The organism is Calidifontimicrobium sp. SYSU G02091 (genome assembly GCF_022631395.1).
GTDB classification, from domain to species: Bacteria; Pseudomonadota; Gammaproteobacteria; order Burkholderiales; family Burkholderiaceae_C; genus Calidifontimicrobium; species Calidifontimicrobium sediminis.
The window spans coordinates 1-20,248 of the sequence record NZ_JALBGB010000044.1 but is presented as its reverse complement, the minus strand read 5'-3'; the positions used below and the strand labels follow the sequence as shown (position 1 = coordinate 20,248).

Here is a 20,248-nt window from a genome sequence, read left to right as displayed (position 1 = left end):
CGACGCGCCGCGCCGCGCCGGCGACCCGCCGGCGCTCGTGGCCGCCCCCGGCCGCGCCGCCGAGGTGCTGGGCTGGCGCCCGGAGTACTCCTCGCTCGACACGATCGTGCGCACGGCGCTGCGCTGGCACGCCGCGCATCCGCCCCAAGCATGAACGCGCTACATCCCGACCTGACGCCGGCGGCGGCGTCGACGCTGCTGCGCGCCGACGTCGAGCCCGGCTTCGACGCGCGGCCGCGCGTCAACGGCAAGTTCCTCGCCGTCGGCCCCGCCAAGCTGTGGGTGCGCGGCGTGACCTACGGCACCTTCGGTCCGCAGCCCGACGGCACCGACTGCCCGCCCGACGCGGTGCTCGAGCGCGACTTCGCCGCGATGCGCGCCGCCGGCGTCAACGCCGTGCGCGTCTACACGGTGCCGCCGCGGCGGCTGCTCGACGCCGCACAGCGCCACGGCCTGCGTGTCATGGCCGGGCTGCCGTGGGAGCAGCACGTCGCGTTCCTCGACGAGCGCGGCCGCGTCGACGACATCGTGCGGCGCGTGCGTGAGGGCGCGCGCGGCATCGCCGGCCACCCGGCGCTGCTCGCGTTCGCAATCGGCAACGAGATCCCGGCGTCCATCGTGCGCTGGCACGGCGCCCGGCGCGTCGAGCGCTTCCTCGAGCGGCTGTACGACGCCGTCAAGGCCGAGGACCCGGACGCGCTCGTCACCTACGTCAACTTCCCGACCACCGAGTACCTGCGGCTGCCGTTCGTCGACTTCCACTGCTTCAACGTCTACCTCGAGCAGCCCGAGCGCTTCGACGCCTACCTCGCACGGCTGCAGAACCTCGCCGGCGAGAAGCCGCTCGTGATGGCCGAAATCGGGCTGGACAGCCGCCGCAACGGCCCCGACAAGCAGGCCGAGAGCCTCGCGTGGCAGGTGCGCGGCGCGTTCGCTGCCGGCTGCGCCGGCGCCTTCGTGTTCGCGTGGACCGACGAGTGGCACCGCGGCGGGCACGAGATCCTCGACTGGGACTTCGGCCTGGTCACGCGCGCGCGCGAGCCCAAACCGGCACTCGCCGCGGTCAGCGCGGCGTTCGCGGACGTGCCGTTCCCGGCCGAGCTGCGCGTGCCCGGCCAGGCGCCGCGGCCGTGGCCCAAGGTCAGCATCGTGTGCTGCAGCTACAACGGCAGCCGCACGATCCGCGACACGCTCGAAGGCTGCCGCACGCTCGCCTACCCCGACTACGAGGTCATCGTCGTCAACGACGGTTCGACCGACGCGACGCCGGCCATCGCCGCCGAGTACCCCGAGGTGCGGCTGATCAGCACCGAGAACCGCGGCCTGTCGGCCGCGCGCAACACCGGTTGGCAGCAGGCGCGCGGCGAGATCGTCGCCTACATCGACGACGACGCGTACCCCGACCCGCACTGGCTGCACTACCTCGTGTGGCGCTTCGCGACCGGCGACTGGGTCGGCGTCGGCGGTCCCAACATCGCGCCGCCGCACGACGGGCCGATCGCCGACGGCGTGGCCAACGCGCCCGGCGGCCCGGTGCAGGTGCTCGTGACCGACGTCGAGGCCGAGCACGTGCCCGGCTGCAACATGGCGTTCCGGCGCGACGCGCTGGCGGCGATCGACGGCTTCGACGTGCGCTACCGCGCCGCCGGCGACGACGTCGACCTGTGCTGGCGGCTGCAGCAGCGCGGCGGCCGGATCGGCTTCCACGCCGGCGCGATGGACTGGCACCACCGCCGCAACAGCCTCACGATGTACTGGCGCCAGCAGAAGGGCTACGGCAAGGCCGAGGCGCTGCTCGAGGAAAAGTGGCCCGAGCGCTACAACGCGCTGGGGCACCTGTCGTGGGGCGGCCAGCTGTACGGACGCGGCTTCACGCTGCCGATCCCGTCCGGGCGCTCGCGCATCTACGGCGGCGTGTGGGGCTCGGCGGCGTACCAGTCGCTGTACGCGCCGCGGCCGACGACGCTGCTCGCGCTGCCGCTGATGCCCGAGTGGTGGTACCTCGTCGCGGCGCTGACGGTGGCGGTGCTGCTCGGCTTCTCGTGGCCGCCGCTGTTCGCGCTGCTGCCGCTGTGGGCGCTGGCGCTGGCCGCGCCGCTCGTGCAGGCCGCGATGGCGGCCGCCCGCGCGACGTTCCCGCGCCCGGCCGCGAGCGCTGCCGAGGCCTGGCGGCGCCGCGCGCTGGTGTTCTTCATGCACCTGCAGCAGCCGATCGCGCGGCTGATCGGGCGGCGCCAGCACGGGCTGACGCCATGGCGCCGGCGCGGCCGCGTCAGCGGCGGCGGCACGGCACCGGCGCAGATCTGGAGCGAGACCTGGCGCGCGCCCGAGGCCTGGATCGAGACGTTCGAGTCGGCGCTGCGCACCGCCGGGCTCGTCGTGCGCCGCGGCGGCGCGACCGACGAGTGGGACCTCGAGATCCGCGGCGGCCTGCAAGGCGCGCTGCGTGCGCGCTTCGCCGTCGAGGAGCACGGTGCCGGCCGGCAGCTCGTGCGGCTGCGCGCCGACGCGCATGCGCCGTGGGTGGTGCGCGCCACCACGTGGGGTTGCGCAGGCCTCGCACTGGCCGCGGCGCTGACCGGCGGCCCGGTGGCCGCCGCCGTGCTCGCCGCCGCCGCCGCGGCGCTGGCCTGGCGCACGCAGCGCGACCAGGCGCACGCGCGCGACGCGTGGACCGTGGCCTGCCACGACGTCGCCGCGCAGGCCGGCCCGCAGGGCGCGCCGACGCGGCTCGCCGGGGCCTCGGTGCAGGAGCGCGGCGCGTGAGCGACAAACCCGCCGACGCGCGCGGCATGGTGCGGCGCCTGGCGCGCCACCTGCGCCCGTACTGGGGGCTGCTCGCGCTGATCATCGCCGTCGACCTCGTCGCGGTGCCGCTGGCGCTGCTGACGCCGCTGCCGCTGAAGGTCGCCGTCGACAACGCGATCGGCGGGCAGCCGCTGCCGGCGTGGGCGGCGGCCTGGCTGCCCGAGGGCGGCGCCGGCGTCGCGCTCGCGCTGGCCGTCGTGCTCGTCGTCGCGCTGGCGCTGCTGACGCAGATCCAGCGCAACGGCTCGTGGCTGCTGCAGGCGTGGACCGGCGAGCGCATCGTGCTGGCGTTCCGCGCCGACCTGTTCCGCCAGGTGCAGCGCCTGTCGATGACGTACCACGACCAGCGCGGCACCGCCGACTCGCTGTACCGCATCCAGTACGACGCTGCGTCGGTGCAGTGGTTCGCGATCCACGGCCTGACGCCGCTGCTGACCGCCGCCGGCACGCTGGCGGGCATCACCGCGGTGATGTGGGCGATGGATGCCGAGCTCGCGCTGGTCGCGCTCGCGGTGATGCCGGCCCTGGTCGCGCTGACGCACGTCTTCGGCCGCGCGGTGCGTGCACGCTGGCACCGCCAGAAGGAGCTCGAGAGCTCGGTGCAGTCGGTGCTGATGGAGTCGCTGGGCGCCCTGCGCGTCGTCAAGGCCTTCGGGCAGGAGCAGCGCGAGGAGACGCGCTTCGTCGAGCGCTCGACCCGCGAGGTGCGCGCGAACCTGGCGGTCGTGCGCGCGCAGATCGTGTTCTACACGCTGACTGCGCTCGTGCTGGCCACCGGCACCGCGGCGGCGCTGTGGATCGGCGTGCGCAGCGTGCAGGCCGGCACGCTGACGCTGGGCCAGCTGACGATGGTGATGGCCTACCTCGCGCAGCTGTACGCGCCGCTGGAGATGCTGACGTCGAAGGTCTCCGAGATGCAGAGCGCGCTGGCCAGCTGCGAGCGCGCGTTCGCGCTGCTCGACGAGCAGGTCGACGTGGCCGACCGCCCCGACGCGAAGCCGCTCGCGCGCGCGCGCGGCGAGATCGAGCTGCGCGACGTGCACTTCGCCTACCCGGGCGGCGCCGAAGTGATCAAGGGCGCGTCGGTGCACGTGCCGGCGGGCGCGCGCGTGGGCATCGTCGGGCGCACCGGTGCCGGCAAGACGACGCTGATGAACCTGCTCACGCGCTTCCAGGACCCGACGGCCGGCTCGGTGCGCCTCGACGGCGTCGACCTGCGCGACTGGCGGCTCGCCGACCTGCGGCGCCAGTTCGCGATCGTGCTGCAGGAGCCGGTGCTGTTCTCGACGACGATCGCCGAGAACATCGCCTACGGCCGCCCCGACGCGACGCCCGCCGAGATCGAGGCCGCTGCGCGCGCGGCCAACGCGCACGACTTCATCGCCGCGCTGCCCGACGGCTACGCGACGCAGGTCGGCGAGCGCGGGATGATGCTCTCGGGCGGGCAGCGCCAGCGCATCGCGCTCGCGCGCGCGTTCCTGAAGGACGCGCCGATCCTGATCCTCGACGAGCCGACGAGCTCGGTCGACGTGCACACCGAGGCGGCGATCATCGACGCGATGGAGCGCCTGATGGCCGGGCGCACGACCTTTATCGTCGCGCACCGGCTCGCGACGCTGGCGCACTGCGACGCCGTCTACGCCGTCGAGGACGGGCGGCTGGTGCCGGCCAGCGTCGAGGCGTCACAGCCGCTGCTGGCCAACCGCGGCCTCGCGCACGAGATGCCCGCGGTGCACACCGCGCGCGACGCCCAGCCCGCGGAGGCGGCATGACGCGGACCTCGTCGCTGCGCATCGCCGTGCTCGGCACGATGGGCGCCGACCCGTTCGCCGGCATGGCATGGATGCACCTGCAAATCGCTGCCGGCCTGCTGCGCCTGGGTCACGACGTGCGCTACGTCGAGACGACGTCGGCGTGGCCGTACGACGTCGAGCGCGGCGCGCGCGTCGACGACGCGTCGTACACGCTGGCGTACCTGGCGCGCGTGATGCCGCGCTTCGGCATGGGCGAGCGCTGGGCGTACCGCCGCAGCTGGGGCGACGGCGCGTGGCTCGGCCCCGCGGCGGCCGACGCCGACGCGTGGCTCGCCGGCACCGACTTCGTGTTCAACGTCGCCGGCGCGACGCAGGTGACCAAGGACGGCTTCGCGTGCGGGCGGCTCGTGCACTTCGGCACCGACCCGGTGGCCGAGGAACTGAAGTACGCCGCCGGCGACGCGCGCACCGTCGCGCACATCGACGCGCACGACGACACCGTGACCTACGGCGAGAACATCGGCACGCCACGCTCGCCGCTGCCGCCGCTGCCGAAGCTGCGCGCGCGGCTGCGCCAGCCGGTGCTGATGGACCTGTGGGACGCCGGGCCGCCGACGCGCGACGTGTTCACCACGGTGGGCAACTGGCGCCAGGACGGCAAGGACGTCGTGTTCCAAGGCCGTCCGCTGCGCTGGAGCAAGCACCACGAGTTCCTCAAGTTCATCGACGTGCCGCGGCTGGCGGGTCAGACCGTCGAGCTCGCGACCAACCTCGACGACCCCGACCGCAAGGCCGGCGCCGAGGTCTCGGATGCGATCGACCCGCACCAGATCCGCGGCGCCGCGAGCCTCGACCGCGAGCACTGGCAGCGGCTGCAGCAAGGCGGCTGGCGCGTCGCCGACGGCCCGGCGCTGTCGGTCGACCCGTTCACGTACCGCGACTACGTCGTCGCGTCGCGCGCCGAGTTCACCGCCGCGCGCGAGTTCAACGTGCTGCCGCGCAGCGCGTGGTTCAGCGAGCGCAGCGCGTGCTACCTCGCCGCCGGGCGGCCCGTCGTGACGCAGGACACCGGCTTTTCCGACGTGCTGCCCACCGGCGAGGGGCTGTTCGGCTTCACGACGGTCGACGAGGCCGTCGAGGCGATCCGCGCGATCAATGCCGACTACGAGCGCCACGCGAAGGCCGCGAAGGCCATCGCGCACGAATGGTTCCGCGCCGAGGTCGTGCTGCCGAAGCTGCTGGCCGACCTGGGCGCATGAAACGGACCACCCCCGCAGCACCTGCGGCGCTCCCCCTCGAGGGGGCACCGCCTGCGCACCGGCGAAGCCGGATCCGCGGCGCTCGCTCGACCGGTGGTGGCGCATCGATCGTGTCGGGCGAATCGGGCGCGAGCGGGCGTGGGGCCTGAGATGAACACCCGCTGGCTCATCGTCAACGCCGACGACTTCGGCCTCACGCCGGGCATCAACGCCGGCATCGTCGAGGCGTTCGAGCGCGGTGTCGTCACCAGCGCGAGCCTGATGGTGCGCCAGCCGGCCGCCGAAGCCGCCGCTGCGTACGCGCGTGCACACCCGGCGCTCGGCCTCGGGCTGCACATCGACCTGTGGGAGTCGATCCCGAAGGACGGCGACTGGGTGCGGCTGTACCAGCACGTGCCGGACGACGCCGCGTCGGTGGCCGCCGAGATCGCGGCGCAGATCGAGCGCTTCCGCGCCCTCGTCGGCCGCGACCCCGACCACCTCGACACGCACCAGCACGTGCACCGGCTCGAGCCGGTCGGCAGCGCCGTGCGCGCCGCCGCACGCGCGCTCGGTGTGCCGGTGCGCGGCGAGCCGCCGCTGCGCTACCTCGGCGGCTTCTACGGCCAGACCGGCGTCGGCGATCCGTACCCCGAGGGCATCACGCCCGAGCGCCTGCTCGAGCTGATCGACGCGCTCGAGCCCGGGGTCACCGAGTTCGGCTGCCACCCCGGCTTCGTCGACGCCGACGACCCGCTCGGCGGCACGATGTACCGCGTCGAGCGCAACGTCGAAGTGCGCACGCTGTGCGACGCGCGCGTGCGCGCGCGGCTGGCGCGCGGCGACGTCGTGCCCTGCACCTACGCCGACGCGGCGCGCGCCGGCCTCACCGCGTGATGGACGCGAACTCGCGCCTGCGCATCGTCGTGCTCGGCTACGTCGTGCGCGGGCCGCTGGCCGGCCCGACGTGGCACCACCTGCAGCACGTGCTCGGGCTGAAGGATCTCGGCCACGACGTCTGGTACCTCGAGGACAGCACCGACGAGCCGTTCTGCTACGACCCGCAGCGCCAGGTCGTCGACACCGACGCGAGCTACGGGCTGGCCTTCACGCAGCGCGTGTTCGGGCGCGCCGGCGTCGGCGATCGCTGGGCCTACCACGACGCGCACACCGGCACCTGGTACGGCCCGGCGGCCCAGCGCATGCCCGAGGTGTGCCGCACCGCCGACGTGATGATCAATGTCTCGGGCATCAACCCGCTGCGCCCGTGGCTCGAGCGCATCCCGTGCCGCGTGCTCGTCGACACCGACCCGGTGTTCACGCAGGTCGACCACCTGCAGGATCCCGAGCGCATGCGCTTCGCGCGCGCACACACCGCGTTCTTCAGCTTCGGCGAGTCGATCGGCCACAGCGGCTGCACGGTCCCCGACGACGGGCTGCCGTGGCAGCCGACGCGCCAGCCGCTGGTGCTGCGCTGCTGGCAGCCCGCGCCGCCGCGGCCCGACGGGGCCTTCAGCACCGTGATGCTGTGGGACAGCTATGACCGCCGCCACTGGGGCGGGCGCACCTTCGGCATGAAGGCCGAGGAGATGGAGCACGTGCTGGCGATGCCGCAGCGCTGCGCCGGCGCGCGCTTCGAGGTCGCGCTGGGCAGCCCGACCGCGCCGCACGACCGCCTGCGCGCGCTCGGCTGGCGCGTGCTCGACCCGATCGCGCTGACCAGCGACCCCTGGGTCTACCAGGACTACCTGCGCGCGTCGAAGGCCGAGTTCAGCGTCGCCAAGCACGGCTACGTCAGCACCGCCAGCGGCTGGTTCAGCGAGCGCAGCGTCAGCTACATGGCGTGCGGGCGGCCCGTCGTCGTGCAGGACACCGGCTTCTCGCGCCACCTGCCGGTCGGTGACGGACTGCTCGCGTTCCGCGACCCCGACGAGGCGGTCGCGGCGGTGGCCGAGGTCGATGCGCGCTACGCGCACCACTGCGACGCCGCGCGCGCGCTCGTCGAGGCGCACTTCGACGCGCGCCGCGTGCTCGCGCGGCTGCTCGACCGCGCGCTGGGCGCACAGCCACCTGCCGAATCCCCGGGAGCCGAGCCATGACCGACCGCCAGACGACCGATGCGCAGGCGCGCACATATTTCGAGCAACTGTGGCGCGACGGCGACCACTGGGACCTCGACGCCGATCCGTACGAGCACGCCAAGTACGACGCGCAGCTCGCGCTGCTCGACGCCGACCGCGGTCCGGGGCGGCGCTACGGCCGCGCGCTCGAGATCGGCTGTGCGGCCGGCGCGTTCACGCGCCGCCTGGCGGCGCGCTGCGAGCGCGTCGTCGGCGTCGACATCGCGCAGCCGGCGATCGCGCTGGCGCGCGAGCGCACGACGGCGGCCAACGTCGAGTACGAGGTCGCCAACGTGATGAACTGGCAGCAGGGGCTGGCCGGCGACTGGGACCTCGTCGTCTTCGCCGAGACGATCTGCTACCTCGGCTGGCTGTACCCGTTCTTCGACGTCGCGTGGCTCGCGCACTGCATCTACGAGGGCACGCGACCGGGCGGGCGGCTGCTGCTGGCCAACACCTGCGGCGGCACCGACGACTACCTGCTCAAGCCGTGGGTCATCCGCACCTACCACGACCTGTTCCGCAACACCGGTTTCGTGACGCTGCACGAGACGATGTTCCGCGGCGTCAAGAACGGCGTCGAGATCGAGGCGCTGCTGACGCTGGCCGAACGCCCCGCCTGATGCCGCCCTGACCGCCCCGGCGGCGCCATGCCGCCACGGCGCGGCGTCGCACAATGTCGCTTCAGGGACAAGCCATGAACGACACGGTGCTTACACTCGCCGAACGCCAGAACATCGAATCGGGGCCGTGGTTTTCCAAGCTCTCGCCGGCACTGCAGCAGGCCATCTTCGCGCGTGCGGTCGTGCGCCGGCTGCGCGACGGCGTGCAGCTCGGCTCGCGCGGCCAGCCGGCCGAGATGTGGTGCGGCGTGGCCAGCGGCGCGGTGCGCATCAGCTCGGTGTCGCTGTCGGGCAAGCAGATCACGATGTCGTACATGGAGCCGGGCACCTGGTTCGGCGACATCTCGCTGTTCGACGGGCTGCCGCACACGCACGACGCCAACGCACACGGCGACACGACGCTGCTGTGCGTGCGCAAGCCCGACTTCAAGGAGCTGCTCGAGCAGTTCCCCGAGCTGCCGCTCGCGCTGCTGCGCCTGAACTGCCGGCGGCTGCGGCTGATGTTCGACCTCATCGAGGACCTGAACACCAAGCCGCTGGCCGCGCGCCTGGCCAAGCAGGTGCTGCTGCTGGCCAAGAGCTACGGCATCGCGCAGGGCGAGGAGATCCGCATCGGCCTGCAGCTCGCACAGGAGGATCTCGCGCAGCTGCTCGGCGCGTCGCGCCAGCGCGTGAACCAGGAGCTCAAGGGCTTCGAGCGCGAGGGCGCGGTGCGCATCGAGCCGACGCGGCTGGTCGTGCTGTCGCGCGAGAAGCTGATGGCGATTGCCGAACGCTGAGATGAGCACGCCCACCGACGCGTACACCGGCACGCGCCCGGTGGCCGAGCAGCACCGCATCGACGTCGCGGCGCTCGAGGCCTACCTCGCGGCGCACCTCGACGGCTTCGCCGGCCCGCTGTCGGTCGAGCAGTTCAAGGGCGGACAGTCGAACCCGACGTACAAGCTGACGACGCCGCGCGCGGCCTACGTGATGCGCGCCAAGCCGGGGCCGGCGGCCAAGCTGCTGCCGTCGGCGCACGCGATCGAGCGCGAGTTCCGCGTGATGCGCGCGCTGGCCGCCACCGACGTGCCGGTCGCGCGCATGCACCTGCTGTGCGAGGACGAGTCGGTCATCGGCCGCGCGTTCTACGTGATGGAGTTCGTCGACGGGCGCGTGCTGTGGGACCCGCTGCTGCCGGGCATGACGCCGGCCGAGCGCGGTGCCATCTACGACGAGATGAACCGCGTCATCGCGGCGCTGCACTGCGTCGACCCGGCCGCCGTCGGGCTGGCCGACTACGGCAAGCCGGGCAACTACTTCGAGCGCCAGATCGGCCGCTGGACCAAGCAGTACCAGGCCTCGGTCACCGAGCCGATCGCGGCGATGGACCGGCTGATCGAATGGCTGCCGGCGCACATCCCCGCGGGGGCACGCGACGAGACGCAGGTCGCGATCGTGCACGGCGACTACCGGCTCGACAACCTGATCTTCCACCCGCGCGAGCCGCGCGTCGTCGCGGTGCTCGACTGGGAACTGTCGACACTGGGCCATCCGCTGGCGGACTTCAGCTACCACTGCATGGCCTGGCACATCGCGCCGGGCGTGTTCCGCGGCATCGGCGGCCACGACCTCGCGGCGCTGGGCATCCCCGACGAGGACGCGTACCTCGCGCGCTACTGCGAGCGCACCGGCCGCGGCGACCCGCGCGCGCTGAAGGCCGACTGGGACTTCTACCTCGCCTACAACCTGTTTCGCATCGCGGCGATCCTGCAGGGCATCGCCAAGCGCGTCGTCGACGGCACCGCGTCGAGCGCGCAAGCGAAGCAGGCCGCGGCCGGCGCGCGGCCGTTGGCCGAACTGGGCTGGGCCTTCGCGCAGCGCGCGGCCTGAACGACGACGACACCGGAGACGACGATGGACTTCGACTATTCCCCGCGCACGAAGCAGCTTCAGGCCCAGGTGCGCGAGTTCATGGACGCCTACGTCTACCCGGCCGAGCAGCGCTACTGGGACGAGATCGACGCGAACACCCGCGCCGGGCGGCGCTGGACGCCGGTGCCGGTGATCGAGGAGCTCAAGCCGAAGGCGCGCGCGGCCGGGCTGTGGAACCTCTTCCTGCCCGACAGCGAGTACGGCGCGGGCCTGACGAACCAGGAGTACGCGCCGCTGGCGGAGATCATGGGCCGCGTGCCGTGGGCCAGCGAGGTGTTCAACTGCTCGGCACCCGACACCGGCAACATGGAGGTGCTGGTGCGCTACGGCACGCCCGAGCAGAAAAAGCGCTGGCTCGAGCCGCTGCTCGCTGGCGAGATCCGCAGCGCGTTCGCGATGACCGAGCCCGCGGTGGCGTCGTCGGACGCGACCAACATCGAGGCGCGCATCGAGCGCGACGGCGACGACTACGTGATCAACGGCCGCAAGTGGTGGACCAGCGGCGCCGGCGACCCGCGCTGCAAGATCTACATCTTCATGGGCAAGACGGACCCGGCCGCACCGCGCCACAGCCAGCAGTCGATGGTCCTCGTGCCGGCCGACACGCCGGGGGTCAAGGTGCTGCGGCCGCTGTCGGTGTTCGGCTACGACGACGCGCCGCACGGGCACATGGAGGTCGACTTCGCGAACGTGCGCGTGCCGGCATCGAACATCCTGCTCGGCGAGGGACGCGGCTTCGAGATCGCGCAGGGACGGCTCGGCCCGGGGCGCATCCACCACTGCATGCGCACGATCGGGCTGGCGGAACGCGCGCTCGAGATGATGTGCCAGCGCGCGTCGCGCCGCGTCGCGTTCGGCAAGCCGATCGCGCAACAGACGGTGACGCAGGAGCGCATCGCCGAGGCGCGCTGCATGATCGAGCAGGCGCGGCTGCTGACGCTCAAGGCCGCGTGGATGATGGACACCGCCGGCAACAAGGCGGCCAAGGGCGAGATCGCGATGATCAAGGTCGTCGCGCCGACGATGGCGTGCCAGGTGCTCGACTGGGCGATCCAGGTGCACGGCGGCGGCGGGCTGAGCCAGGACTTCCCGCTCGCGCAGTACTACGCGCACGTGCGCACGCTGCGCTTCGCCGACGGCCCCGACGAGGTGCACCGCAACGCGATCGCGAAGATGGAGCTCGGCCGCCACGCGGCCTGACGCCGCGATCGATCGCCGGGCCTCGCCGGCACCGCCACCTACGCGCCGCTCGCGTCGGACGAACCCGTCGCGGCCCAGCGGGCATGAACGGCGCGGGCCTCGCGCAGCGCGACGCGAAACAGCGCGAGCGCGTCGTCGCAGGCCGCGGCCTGCGGCTGCGGCATCGGCGTGCGCAGCGTCAGCCGCCCGCGCTGCACGACGAGCGCCAGCGGCGTGCCGGCGCGCAGCCAGCCGGTGGCGGCCATCGCCAAGGCGTCGCTCAGCTCGCCGGCGAGCCAGTCTATCAGCGCCGCTTTCGGGTGCCCGGCGGCGCCGAAATGGTCGCGCAGCACGCCGAGCTCCGTCGACGTCAGCTTCGGGTACAGCACCAGCCAGCGCATCTCGTCGGGCGTGGCGGTGTCGGCGCGCGTGCGCAGGTCCTCGGTGTACTGCTCGAAGATCTCGGTCTCGAGCGCCTGCATCAGCGGCCGCGTCAGGACGACGAACTGCAGCGTCTCGTCGGCGCCGAGCGGCGCGCGCAGCCGCAGTTCGGCGCCGCCGATGTAGGACCGCTGGCTCGGGCCCCACTCGAGGCGCCACGCGTCGTCGGGTGCCGTGCTCTCGATCAGCACGCCGGCACCGCCGGGCCGGACCTTGCAGCTGCAGTGCCGTGCGGCGGCCCATTGCGTCAGCTCGACCGGAGCGTCCGCGCCCCGGCGTGGCAGCCAGCGCCTGATCGTTGCGAGCAATCTCGGCGTCATTCCACTAGAGTCGTGCCCCAGCCCGAAGCCAACGGGCGACGAGAGGACACCGATGATCGAAGTGTATTCGTGGGCCACGCCCAACGGCCACAAGGTTCACATCATGCTCGAGGAGTGCGGGCTGCCGTACCGCGTGCACGCCGTCGACATCGGCGCGGGCGACCAGTTCGCACCCGAGTTCCTCGCGATCAGCCCGAACAACAAGATCCCGGCCATCGTCGACACCGACGGGCCGGACGGCCAGCCGATCTCGATGTTCGAGTCGGGCGCGATCCTGCTGTACCTCACCGCGAAGACCGGCAAGTTCCTGCCGGCCGACGTGCGCGGCAAGTACGAGGTGCTGCAGTGGCTGATGTTCCAGATGGGCAGCGTCGGGCCGATGCTCGGGCAGGCACACCACTTCCGCCTGTACGCGCCCGAGAAGATCCCGTACGCGATCGAGCGCTACACCAACGAGGCCAAGCGCCTGTACGGCGTGATGAACCGCCAGATCGCCAAGCACCGCTACATCGCCGGCGACGAGTACACGATCGCCGACATCGCGATCTTCCCGTGGCTGCGCTCGTGGAAGAACCAGGGCATCGACTGGAACGACTATCCGCACCTGAAGGGCTGGTTCGACGAGATCGCCGCGCGGCCGGCGGTGCAGCGCGGCGTCGAGGTACTCGCCGACCGCCGCAAGCCGCTCGTCGACGACAAGGCGCGCGAAACGCTGTTCGGCACGACGCAGTACCGCGCGCGCTGATCCTGCGCGGCACCACGCATTCCCGGACAATCACCGCATCGGCTGCCCGTAGCTCAACTGGATAGAGCAGCTGCCTTCTAAGCAGCAGGTCGGGGGTTCGAGTCCCTCCGGGCAGGCCAGCGTCGGCGCGCATCGGCGCGAGGGCGCCCTTCGGCACGCGGCGACTTCCGCGGCACCGCACGCGCCCTTCCCCCGCAGTCGCCACTGCCGTCACCGTGTGACACCCGGCCCCCCAGCCGCGTGCGCCCTCGCGCTGTGTCGCGCCCCGTCAGCGCCGCCCCACGCCGGGCCCCAGCGAGCGGCGCGCGGCTTGCGGCGCGTCAAGCGCGCCACGCGTGGTTGTCACTTGTTATTGACACGTTGTGATGTAATACGCACATTACATCCGGTGGTGCCCCAACGGTGCCATTGGCGGCGGAGCAGTACCCGCGTGTGGGTTGCGCACGCACATTCGATCTTCCTGACAGGAGGGCACATGGCACTGAAATCGGATCCGACGCGGGTTTGGCCCACGGGGCTGACCGAAGAGGAATCGGAAGAGCTGCACAGCAAGGTCATCCAGGGCACGCAGATCTTCGGTCTGTTCGCCGCACTGGCGCACCTGCTGGCGTTCATCTACAGCCCGTGGCTGAAATAGGCACGGAGGACTGACATGATCTACGGAAAAATCTGGTGCGTCGTCAAACCGACGGTGGGGCTGCCGCTGTTCCTGGGCAGCGTGGCCGTGATCGCGCTGCTGGTGCACGCGTCGATCCTCATGAACACGACCTGGATGAAGGCGTACTGGGAAGGCAAGCCGGCCAAGGCCGCCGCCGCCCAGGTCGAGTCCCCACCGACACCGGTGGCGTCGGTGACGGCCGAGAAGCCGTAAGCGCCGTCCGACGCGCAGCCACCCCGCTGCGCGCCTTGCCCGCCGGCCGCGGCGGGGGTGTTTGGCCGGGTGGCTGCATCGCGACTGCCGTGATCCGCGCGCAGCCGAGCGCGACGCCTGCGCCCGCGAGACGTTGCGGCCGCGTCCGGCTGGCGATCGCTGATCGCGTCGAGGTCCGTCCGTGAACCGCTACAGCCGCGCTCTGATGTCCCGCTGGGCCCGTCTCGGACCCGCGTTCCTGCCCTTCGCCGACGCCGCGACGCCCGAGCTGCCGCTGTCGCGCCTGCTGCGCCTGTCGCTGTTCCAGGTGTCGGTCGGCATGGCGCTCGTGCTGCTCGTCGGCACGCTCAACCGGGTGATGATCGTCGAGCTCGGCGTCAGCGCGTCGCTCGTTGGGCGTGCACAAATTAAATGAGACGAATGCTCACATTCCATGCGACATGCTCGCATTCCATGCGACAAAGAACGTCTCGTGTTGTTGCGGTACTGCCCGGATGCGGGCGCCTTGGTGCCGGGCGGCAGTTTGCTGTTCGATGCCATTGTTGAACTCACGAGTTAAGGTTCGAGATGCCGGCGCCTCGCGGCGCCGGCCTGTTCGTCACGCGCGCTTACTGCTTGCTCTTGCGACGAACGACGATGCGAAACGGACGACCGTTAGGCCGCCGGATCACCTTCCCGGACTTGAGGCGGATGGTCATCGTGTAGATGACCGTCCGCCTTCGTCCTGGGGGTCGAACATGTCTTGTTGGGACATGGCCAAACCTCATGAAGGAAGGCTCGAACACGGAACTCGCAATCTTGAAACTCACGGCCGTGAGGCCATAAAATCCCAAGGCTTCCCCAAGCAAATCGCGAGAGACGTCTGGAGCCTGTTCAGACGCCTTTTGCATGGAATTCGTACAAACCGCGTCAGATGGAGACGCCGGCGCTCCAGCCGGACGACTTGTAGACGGCGAGCACGTTCTCGTCCTCCACGAACGCCAGCCAGCCGATCGCCGGGCTGTAGTACTCCCAGGCGCCGCCGATGCGCACGGCAATCTGGTTGGTCTTGCCAGCCCATGCGCCGGTGGCGCCGGCCGGGATGATGTATCGGTCGCCGTCGGCGGGGCTCGCAGGTGGCGCCGTCAGGTCGCGGTCCTTCACAGACAGCCCGAGCAGGGCGCCGATGCGCTTGAGGTTGGCGTTCATGCCGGCACCCCAGCCAGACTCGCCGGTCGTCCACCCGTAGCTCAGGCCGAGATTGGGATCGGTGGTGGCGGGCATCAGTAGCCTCCGTAGTACTTGTCGAAGTTGAGACCATACCCGGCGCGATCGACCGTCACCGAGTGCTTTTGCAGGCTGCTGACACCGTCGCGCGTCGCGTCCAGCTCGATGCGCAGCTGCGCGTTCGGGCGCCCGAGCCCGGAGTCGGCCTGGTCGTCGGCCAGAGTGTAGGTCAGGCTGGTCCCCGTCAGCCCGGTGTAAGTGCGGCGCAGACTGCCCGTCTCGCCGAACACGCGCAGCGTATAGGTCACCCCGGCCTCCGGACCGATGTTGCCGGCGCTTTGCGGTGTGAGGCCAACCGTCTGGCTCAGTCGGTCGCGGTGCGACCAGGTGACGACGAGATCGCCCTGCACCACCTGTGGATAAGCTGTGGAATTGATGCGCATGTTCCCCGGCGGGTAGGGTCGATTCTGCCGGCGGTTCATCGCCAGCGAATCGGTCGGCGCCGACGTCAGCGGCAAGGTGCCGCGCCCGGTGACGGTGAGCAAGCGCGCGTTGACGGTCTCGCCGGCTGCGTACTCGGTCGGGTCGACACCCTGGAAACCGTCGGCAAACCAGATGCGGCTGCCCGCGGCGTGGGCAGCGGGCACCGTATCGAGCACACCACGGTCGACGGTCAGCGTCTTCGCGGTGGTGTTGATCGCCGTGATCGCGACCGCCTCGTCATCGATGTAGGCGTAGCTGCCAACGGACACAAGGTCGATGTCGACCTCGCTGTGGTAGCCGATGGTGCTCGTGACGGCCTGGCCGATGCCGGCAGCGAGCACCGCGTGCGGCGTGAACTCGCCTTGGCCGCGGGCCTCGTAGGTGGCCGCCGAGCTGGTCTTGCTGTGGAGCTCGTAGTTGAGCGCGCCCGCGACCGGTCGGCCGGCGAGCGCTTGCAAGAAGCAGTCGGTCGGGTCCAGATAGGCCAGGTCGGCGGCGCTCAGGCTGCGCGCGATGTCCCAGTACGGCGCCTCGATGAGCCGGCGCGGGCTGGCCGCCGTCGGCTCCGGAGTCGGGTCGACCCAGCCGGTTGGCGGCGGCGCCGTGTAGCTGGCCGACGGCAGGCCGAACACATCCTCAACGGCATCGATGCTGATTGCTCCATCGGTGAGCGTGCCTGCGTCGACGGCCGCGATGCGCATGATGATGCTATCGATACCCAGTGGAGGCCAGACGAGCTTGAACACATCACCCAGCCCGAGGCTCCATGCCTTGCGGTTGACCTTCAGCCGCACCTTGGCCAGCGGCGTCGACACCGACGCAAGATCGCGCATCGCCACTCTGGCCGCGAGGCTTGGCGATGTGATTCCAGGATATCGCCGCGTCTGCGACACCACCGCGCCCTGCGCCTGGATGTTGGCGAGATCCTGCACCGTGACCGTGGCGTCTTTGAAGGTCTCGCGGCTCGTGTAGACGACCACGATCTCGTTGATGGTCTCGCCCCACGCCGCACGCTGGAAGCTGTCGAGCTCCACGACGTTGAACGTGTCGAGCACCGGCAGAGCTGCTGGGTTGTAGTCGGCGCGCACCAGCTTGAGCACAAAGCGCCCGGTCGACGGCGATGTCGTGAGCACGCCGCCGATGTGGTCGAGCACCTCGCGGATGAACTGCTCTATGGTGCTTTGCTGCGTCCAGACGAGATTGAGGCCGAAACCCTCGGAGGACAGCCTGTTGGCGGCGGCCGTGAACGAGCTGTCGTCGATGCTCGACGCCGGGTAGCCCATGCCCCAGCTCGAATTTGTGAGGCACTCATAGATGATGTGCGCGGGGTTCGCAGAAGATGCGCCCTCATCTTCGATGATCTCGGCTTCCTCGGCATACCACCCGCGCCAGCAGCGCTTGACCCGAATCGCCCACGGCTTGACGTAGGGGTTGTTGGACGCCACGCACACCTGCCGCAGGATCAGCGACAAGACACCCCGGTAGGCCGGCTGTGGCGTGCCGAGCCTGGCTTGCAGGTAGTCGTTGGGCGTCTGCGTCGCGCCACCGAACGCGACGTCGACGGCCCCGTAGACGCCGCCCTCGCGCTTGTCGCCGCCGAACAGCTGCGGGGCGTCGACGTTGATGCGGCCGCTGGCGGTGATGTTGCCGGACCACGCCACACGATCGCCGACCTGGATCTCGGTCACCGCATCGACAGGGCCGTGGCACACGACCATGTGCATGCCCAAGTGATAGCGGTAACCGACCGTTTGCTTACGACTGCCGCCCATCCTGTGGCTCCTGCATCGCGGCTCGACGTAGCGCGACCTCTACGACCGCATGCGCCATCGCGTCGCCGGTGGCCAGCAGCTGCGCAGCGGGCAGCCCGGCACTGATGAACGCCGCCCAGTCGAGACCATGGCGCGCGAACCACTGCCGCGCGCCCCGGTTGCAGTACTCGAGCGCGCGCATGTCGGCGTGCGTGACGATCACATCGCTCACTTCTTGCCGCCCTTGGACTTGATCGGCGTGGTTCGCAGGTCGCCGTACCACACGACGTTCGGGCTCTTGACGAGCACGTTGCCGAAGACGACCGGGATCGGTCGCCCTTCCTCGGCCGTTGGCGCCTCGATGTCTTGCAGCCCGGCCGGCCTTGGCTTCGGAGGCTTTGGCGCCAGCGCGTACTGGATCAGCGTGGTGACGATCCAGACGGCGATGTAGGTCCACGGCATGTCAGTAGATCGGGCTGGGTCCGAACGGGTTTTTGGACGGGATGAACGGGAAGCCGCCGAAGTTGTCGGCGTTGGCGAACTTCGTGGCGCACGTGGCCAGGCTGTGATCGCAGCCTGGATAGAGCATCAGCGGCGCACCGACGAACAGGCCGGCCGGCGCCGCCGACAGCGTCAGCCACTCCGCCTGGTGAGCGGTGATCATGCGCTTCTCGGTGACGAGTCCTGATTGCCAGGTCGCATAGCCGCCTGCGAAGTGCCCGTCTGCGAACGACGCCGCAGCCGAGACGCTGATTTCGTTGCCGGAGATTTGAGACACCGTCGCGCTGATCCTGTAGGCGACCGCGCTGACCTTGCAGTCGGTGCCATACAGCACGTGCGTGCAGGTGCGCTGGTACATGCGCCGCAGCCCTGTGCGCTGAAGGCTCGTATAGGACGGCTCGCAGTTGAGCTCGACTTCCGAGCCGCGCCACTCTGCATTGAGCACGCGTCCCATCCACACAGCGAGCGTTTCGCTGTCGTCGCGGTGGCGCCGGTAGATCGTCAGCAGCGTGACCTCTGCCGGCGGTGCGACGATGAAAGCATTGGCCACCTCGGCGTCGCGCGGCAGCGTCACGCGCAGACCCGCGCGCCCCAGCTCTGCGGTGCGTTCGAGGCTGCCGCGCCGCATCGGCATGGGGATGTATGTGAATCCCATGTGCACCTGCGACTGCGCAGCGCTCGTGTAGCGCCAGGCGGCAATGCCGCGGTGGAACTCGTAAAGCTCGACCGGACTTCCGGCATCGGTGGATCTTTCGCGTGCGTCCAGGCTCACAGATCGTCCCTCACGCTGCGCAGGCCCAGCACCGCCTCGGCGATCTCGTCGGTGTGGTGGGCGATCTCGACTGCGTCGGCATCCAGGCGCACGAGCCGCATGAAGCAGATCTGCCGCACGTCCTGCGGCAGCACCGTGGTACCGAGCGCGCTCTCGAGGCCGAGCTGCTCGGTGTCGTCGTCGATCGCGTAGGCGCCGCTGATGCGCGCGAACAGGCGCTGCCCGCTGGTGGTGGTGATCATGATGTCGCGCCGGCCGACTGCGGCCGGCACGGCCTCCGCATAGCCGGTGTTCTCGACGGTGATCGAGGTGTCGGCGGCGCCGACTGCTGCGGCCAGACGCAAATCCGACTGTCCGCTTGGCATCCAGAATGGAGCAAGGCGTCCCGCACGCGCCGCGAGCCAGCGCCTGAATGCGACGACGGCTGCGCGCCCGTTAAGCAGCCAGCGATGGGTGCGGCGCACGCTTGCCACGCCAGACAGGTCATCGACCGCACGGCGACCCGTCAGGTGGTCAATCTGGATCGTCTTGCGGATGTAGTCCGCGTCCAGCGGCTCGGCCCAGTCGTTGGCATCGAGCAGCACCGGATATCCGCGGTACGTCAAGGCGGCCGTCTCAGGGTCGATCGGCCACTCGTCCTCGAAGTCGAAGCCTACCGTCGCGTCTGCAAGGGCCGAAGCCTCGTGCTTGATGCGCAGGTCGTTGCGCAGTCTGGCCGGCAGTGCCGGCACGATGCGGGTACCGGCAGGCCACGCGCGCTGCAGCGGGGATTTGATCGTGATGCTGCTGGCAGTCAGTGACGCCACCTCGGCGAGCTCAAACTGTGCGCCCCGCACGAAGGCCACGAGTGCGTCGGCGGCAAAAGCCCGGTTCGTCGTGGCCACGGTGACCGTTGTGGCGCCGGCGGCGATGGGCGAGGACGCGATGGCGGCATCCGTCCAGACCGGAAGCGCATACACGCGCGCCTGCCAGGCCAGCAGCAGGTTCTCCATCCTGACGCGGTCGCGGTCGTTTCCAACGAGCAGCCGGTACTCCATCGAGCGGCGCGGCGCGGCCCGCAGGCGAACGCGCTGTTCAAATCCGGCGTGCGACTCAAGCACATCGGTCAGCCACTCGAGGCGCTCGACGACAGGTTGCTCCCAGTTGGGCGGCACCGTCCACCCGATGATGCGCCGCCCGGTGACGCGCAGCGTGCCGGTGCCGAACAGGAACAGGAAGGAGAACGTCGCATCGAATGTGGGCGGGCCATCGGTGGTGACAGACAGCTCGTACTGCCGCGCCTCGGTGGCGCCGAAGGTCGTCGGCTCAGGATGGGGGCCGTCCAGGAAGATGCCTTCGTCGTCCGTGGCGTCGATTTGTGTGAGCGTGTTGGGCTGCGGATAAGCGTTCCAGACTTCGAGCTGGCGCGTCTGCTCGGAGGCGAGGTTGCCGAGCGCGAAGCTCGACGGCATGATGTGGATGCGGAAATAGAAATCATCGAAGTAGCTGCCGAGAATGCTTCCCGCCTTGGCCTCCTGCGCTG

General features: G+C 70.7%; 19 protein-coding genes, 1 tRNA gene and 1 pseudogene. 14 read left to right on the top strand and 7 right to left on the bottom strand.

Annotated elements, in window-relative coordinates:
- The first annotated feature begins 150 nt into the window (after positions 1-150).
- From MOJ79_RS17720 to MOJ79_RS17680, 9 genes are all read left to right on the top strand, one after another.
- Complete coding sequence (locus tag MOJ79_RS17720) at positions 151-2,766, top strand: glycosyltransferase (protein ID WP_241925345.1); 2,616 nt, start codon at positions 151-153, stop codon at positions 2,764-2,766.
- Positions 2,763-4,580 (top strand): ABC transporter ATP-binding protein, encoded by a 1,818-nt coding sequence (locus tag MOJ79_RS17715; RefSeq protein WP_241925344.1) that lies wholly within the window; start codon positions 2,763-2,765, stop codon positions 4,578-4,580. The genes MOJ79_RS17720 and MOJ79_RS17715 overlap by 4 nt, the downstream gene beginning before the upstream one ends.
- Positions 4,577-5,821 carry a hypothetical protein gene (locus MOJ79_RS17710; protein ID WP_241925343.1) on the top strand — a complete coding sequence of 415 codons (1,245 nt, stop codon included), beginning with the start codon at positions 4,577-4,579 and terminating at the stop codon, positions 5,819-5,821. Before MOJ79_RS17715 ends, MOJ79_RS17710 begins: the two co-directional genes overlap by 4 nt.
- A gap of 150 nt (positions 5,822-5,971) precedes the next feature.
- The gene (locus MOJ79_RS17705) at positions 5,972-6,697 is read left to right on the top strand and encodes a carbohydrate deacetylase (protein WP_241925342.1); all 726 of its coding nucleotides are present in this window, start codon (positions 5,972-5,974) and stop codon (positions 6,695-6,697) included.
- Positions 6,697-7,899, top strand: a complete 1,203-nt coding sequence (locus MOJ79_RS17700; protein WP_241925341.1) for a glycosyltransferase family protein — start codon at positions 6,697-6,699, stop codon at positions 7,897-7,899. Before MOJ79_RS17705 ends, MOJ79_RS17700 begins: the two co-directional genes overlap by 1 nt.
- The gene (locus MOJ79_RS17695; RefSeq protein WP_241925340.1) at positions 7,896-8,543 is read left to right on the top strand and encodes a class I SAM-dependent methyltransferase; all 648 of its coding nucleotides are present in this window, start codon (positions 7,896-7,898) and stop codon (positions 8,541-8,543) included. The genes MOJ79_RS17700 and MOJ79_RS17695 overlap by 4 nt, the downstream gene beginning before the upstream one ends.
- Positions 8,544-8,617: 74 nt before the next feature.
- Positions 8,618-9,322 carry a Crp/Fnr family transcriptional regulator gene (locus MOJ79_RS17690; RefSeq protein ID WP_241925339.1) on the top strand — a complete coding sequence of 235 codons (705 nt, stop codon included), beginning with the start codon at positions 8,618-8,620 and terminating at the stop codon, positions 9,320-9,322.
- A gap of 1 nt (position 9,323) precedes the next feature.
- Positions 9,324-10,415 carry a phosphotransferase gene (locus MOJ79_RS17685; RefSeq protein ID WP_241925338.1) on the top strand — a complete coding sequence of 364 codons (1,092 nt, stop codon included), beginning with the start codon at positions 9,324-9,326 and terminating at the stop codon, positions 10,413-10,415.
- A gap of 24 nt (positions 10,416-10,439) precedes the next feature.
- Entirely contained in the window at positions 10,440-11,657 is a 1,218-nt protein-coding gene (locus MOJ79_RS17680) for an acyl-CoA dehydrogenase (protein ID WP_241925337.1), read from the top strand.
- A gap of 38 nt (positions 11,658-11,695) precedes the next feature.
- On the opposite strand, the gene MOJ79_RS17675 is transcribed toward MOJ79_RS17680, so the two are convergent.
- Complete coding sequence (locus MOJ79_RS17675) at positions 11,696-12,268, bottom strand: hypothetical protein (RefSeq protein WP_241925336.1); 573 nt, start codon at positions 12,266-12,268, stop codon at positions 11,696-11,698.
- A 181-nt stretch (positions 12,269-12,449) separates the two neighbouring features.
- Here MOJ79_RS17675 and MOJ79_RS17670 point away from each other — a divergent pair, with 181 nt between their 5' ends.
- The 5 genes and pseudogenes from MOJ79_RS17670 to MOJ79_RS17650 all read left to right on the top strand — a co-directional run.
- Positions 12,450-13,142 carry a glutathione binding-like protein gene (locus MOJ79_RS17670; protein WP_241925335.1) on the top strand — a complete coding sequence of 231 codons (693 nt, stop codon included), beginning with the start codon at positions 12,450-12,452 and terminating at the stop codon, positions 13,140-13,142.
- A gap of 42 nt (positions 13,143-13,184) precedes the next feature.
- A tRNA-Arg gene (locus MOJ79_RS17665) sits at positions 13,185-13,261 on the top strand.
- A gap of 356 nt (positions 13,262-13,617) precedes the next feature.
- A complete protein-coding gene (pufB, locus tag MOJ79_RS17660; protein ID WP_210756938.1) occupies positions 13,618-13,779 on the top strand; it encodes a light-harvesting antenna LH1, beta subunit in 162 nt (53 codons plus the stop codon).
- A 15-nt stretch (positions 13,780-13,794) separates the two neighbouring features.
- The gene (locus tag MOJ79_RS17655; RefSeq protein ID WP_241925334.1) at positions 13,795-14,013 is read left to right on the top strand and encodes a light-harvesting protein; all 219 of its coding nucleotides are present in this window, start codon (positions 13,795-13,797) and stop codon (positions 14,011-14,013) included.
- A 205-nt stretch (positions 14,014-14,218) separates the two neighbouring features.
- A pseudogene (locus MOJ79_RS17650) lies at positions 14,219-14,407 on the top strand (MFS transporter); the annotation flags it as partial.
- A gap of 515 nt (positions 14,408-14,922) precedes the next feature.
- Here the strand turns inward: MOJ79_RS17650 and MOJ79_RS17645 are convergent.
- The 6 genes from MOJ79_RS17645 to MOJ79_RS17620 form a co-directional block, all read right to left on the bottom strand.
- Positions 14,923-15,276 carry a DUF2793 domain-containing protein gene (locus tag MOJ79_RS17645; protein ID WP_241925333.1) on the bottom strand — a complete coding sequence of 118 codons (354 nt, stop codon included), beginning with the start codon at positions 15,274-15,276 and terminating at the stop codon, positions 14,923-14,925.
- Complete coding sequence (locus MOJ79_RS17640; RefSeq protein WP_241925332.1) at positions 15,276-17,474, bottom strand: phage tail protein; 2,199 nt, start codon at positions 17,472-17,474, stop codon at positions 15,276-15,278. Before MOJ79_RS17640 ends, MOJ79_RS17645 begins: the two co-directional genes overlap by 1 nt.
- Positions 17,458-17,685: a hypothetical protein gene (locus tag MOJ79_RS17635; protein WP_241925331.1), complete on the bottom strand. Its 228-nt coding sequence runs from the start codon at positions 17,683-17,685 to the stop codon at positions 17,458-17,460. Before MOJ79_RS17635 ends, MOJ79_RS17640 begins: the two co-directional genes overlap by 17 nt.
- Positions 17,682-17,915, bottom strand: a complete 234-nt coding sequence (locus MOJ79_RS17630; protein WP_241925330.1) for a hypothetical protein — start codon at positions 17,913-17,915, stop codon at positions 17,682-17,684. The genes MOJ79_RS17635 and MOJ79_RS17630 overlap by 4 nt, the downstream gene beginning before the upstream one ends.
- Before the next feature lies 1 nt (position 17,916).
- On the bottom strand, positions 17,917-18,726 hold the full coding sequence (locus tag MOJ79_RS17625; RefSeq protein ID WP_241925329.1) for a phage BR0599 family protein: 810 nt from the start codon (positions 18,724-18,726) through the stop codon (positions 17,917-17,919).
- The coding region (locus MOJ79_RS17620; RefSeq protein WP_241925328.1) for a hypothetical protein at positions 18,723-20,248 on the bottom strand (1,526 nt) is incomplete at its 5' end. The genes MOJ79_RS17625 and MOJ79_RS17620, both read right to left, overlap by 4 nt.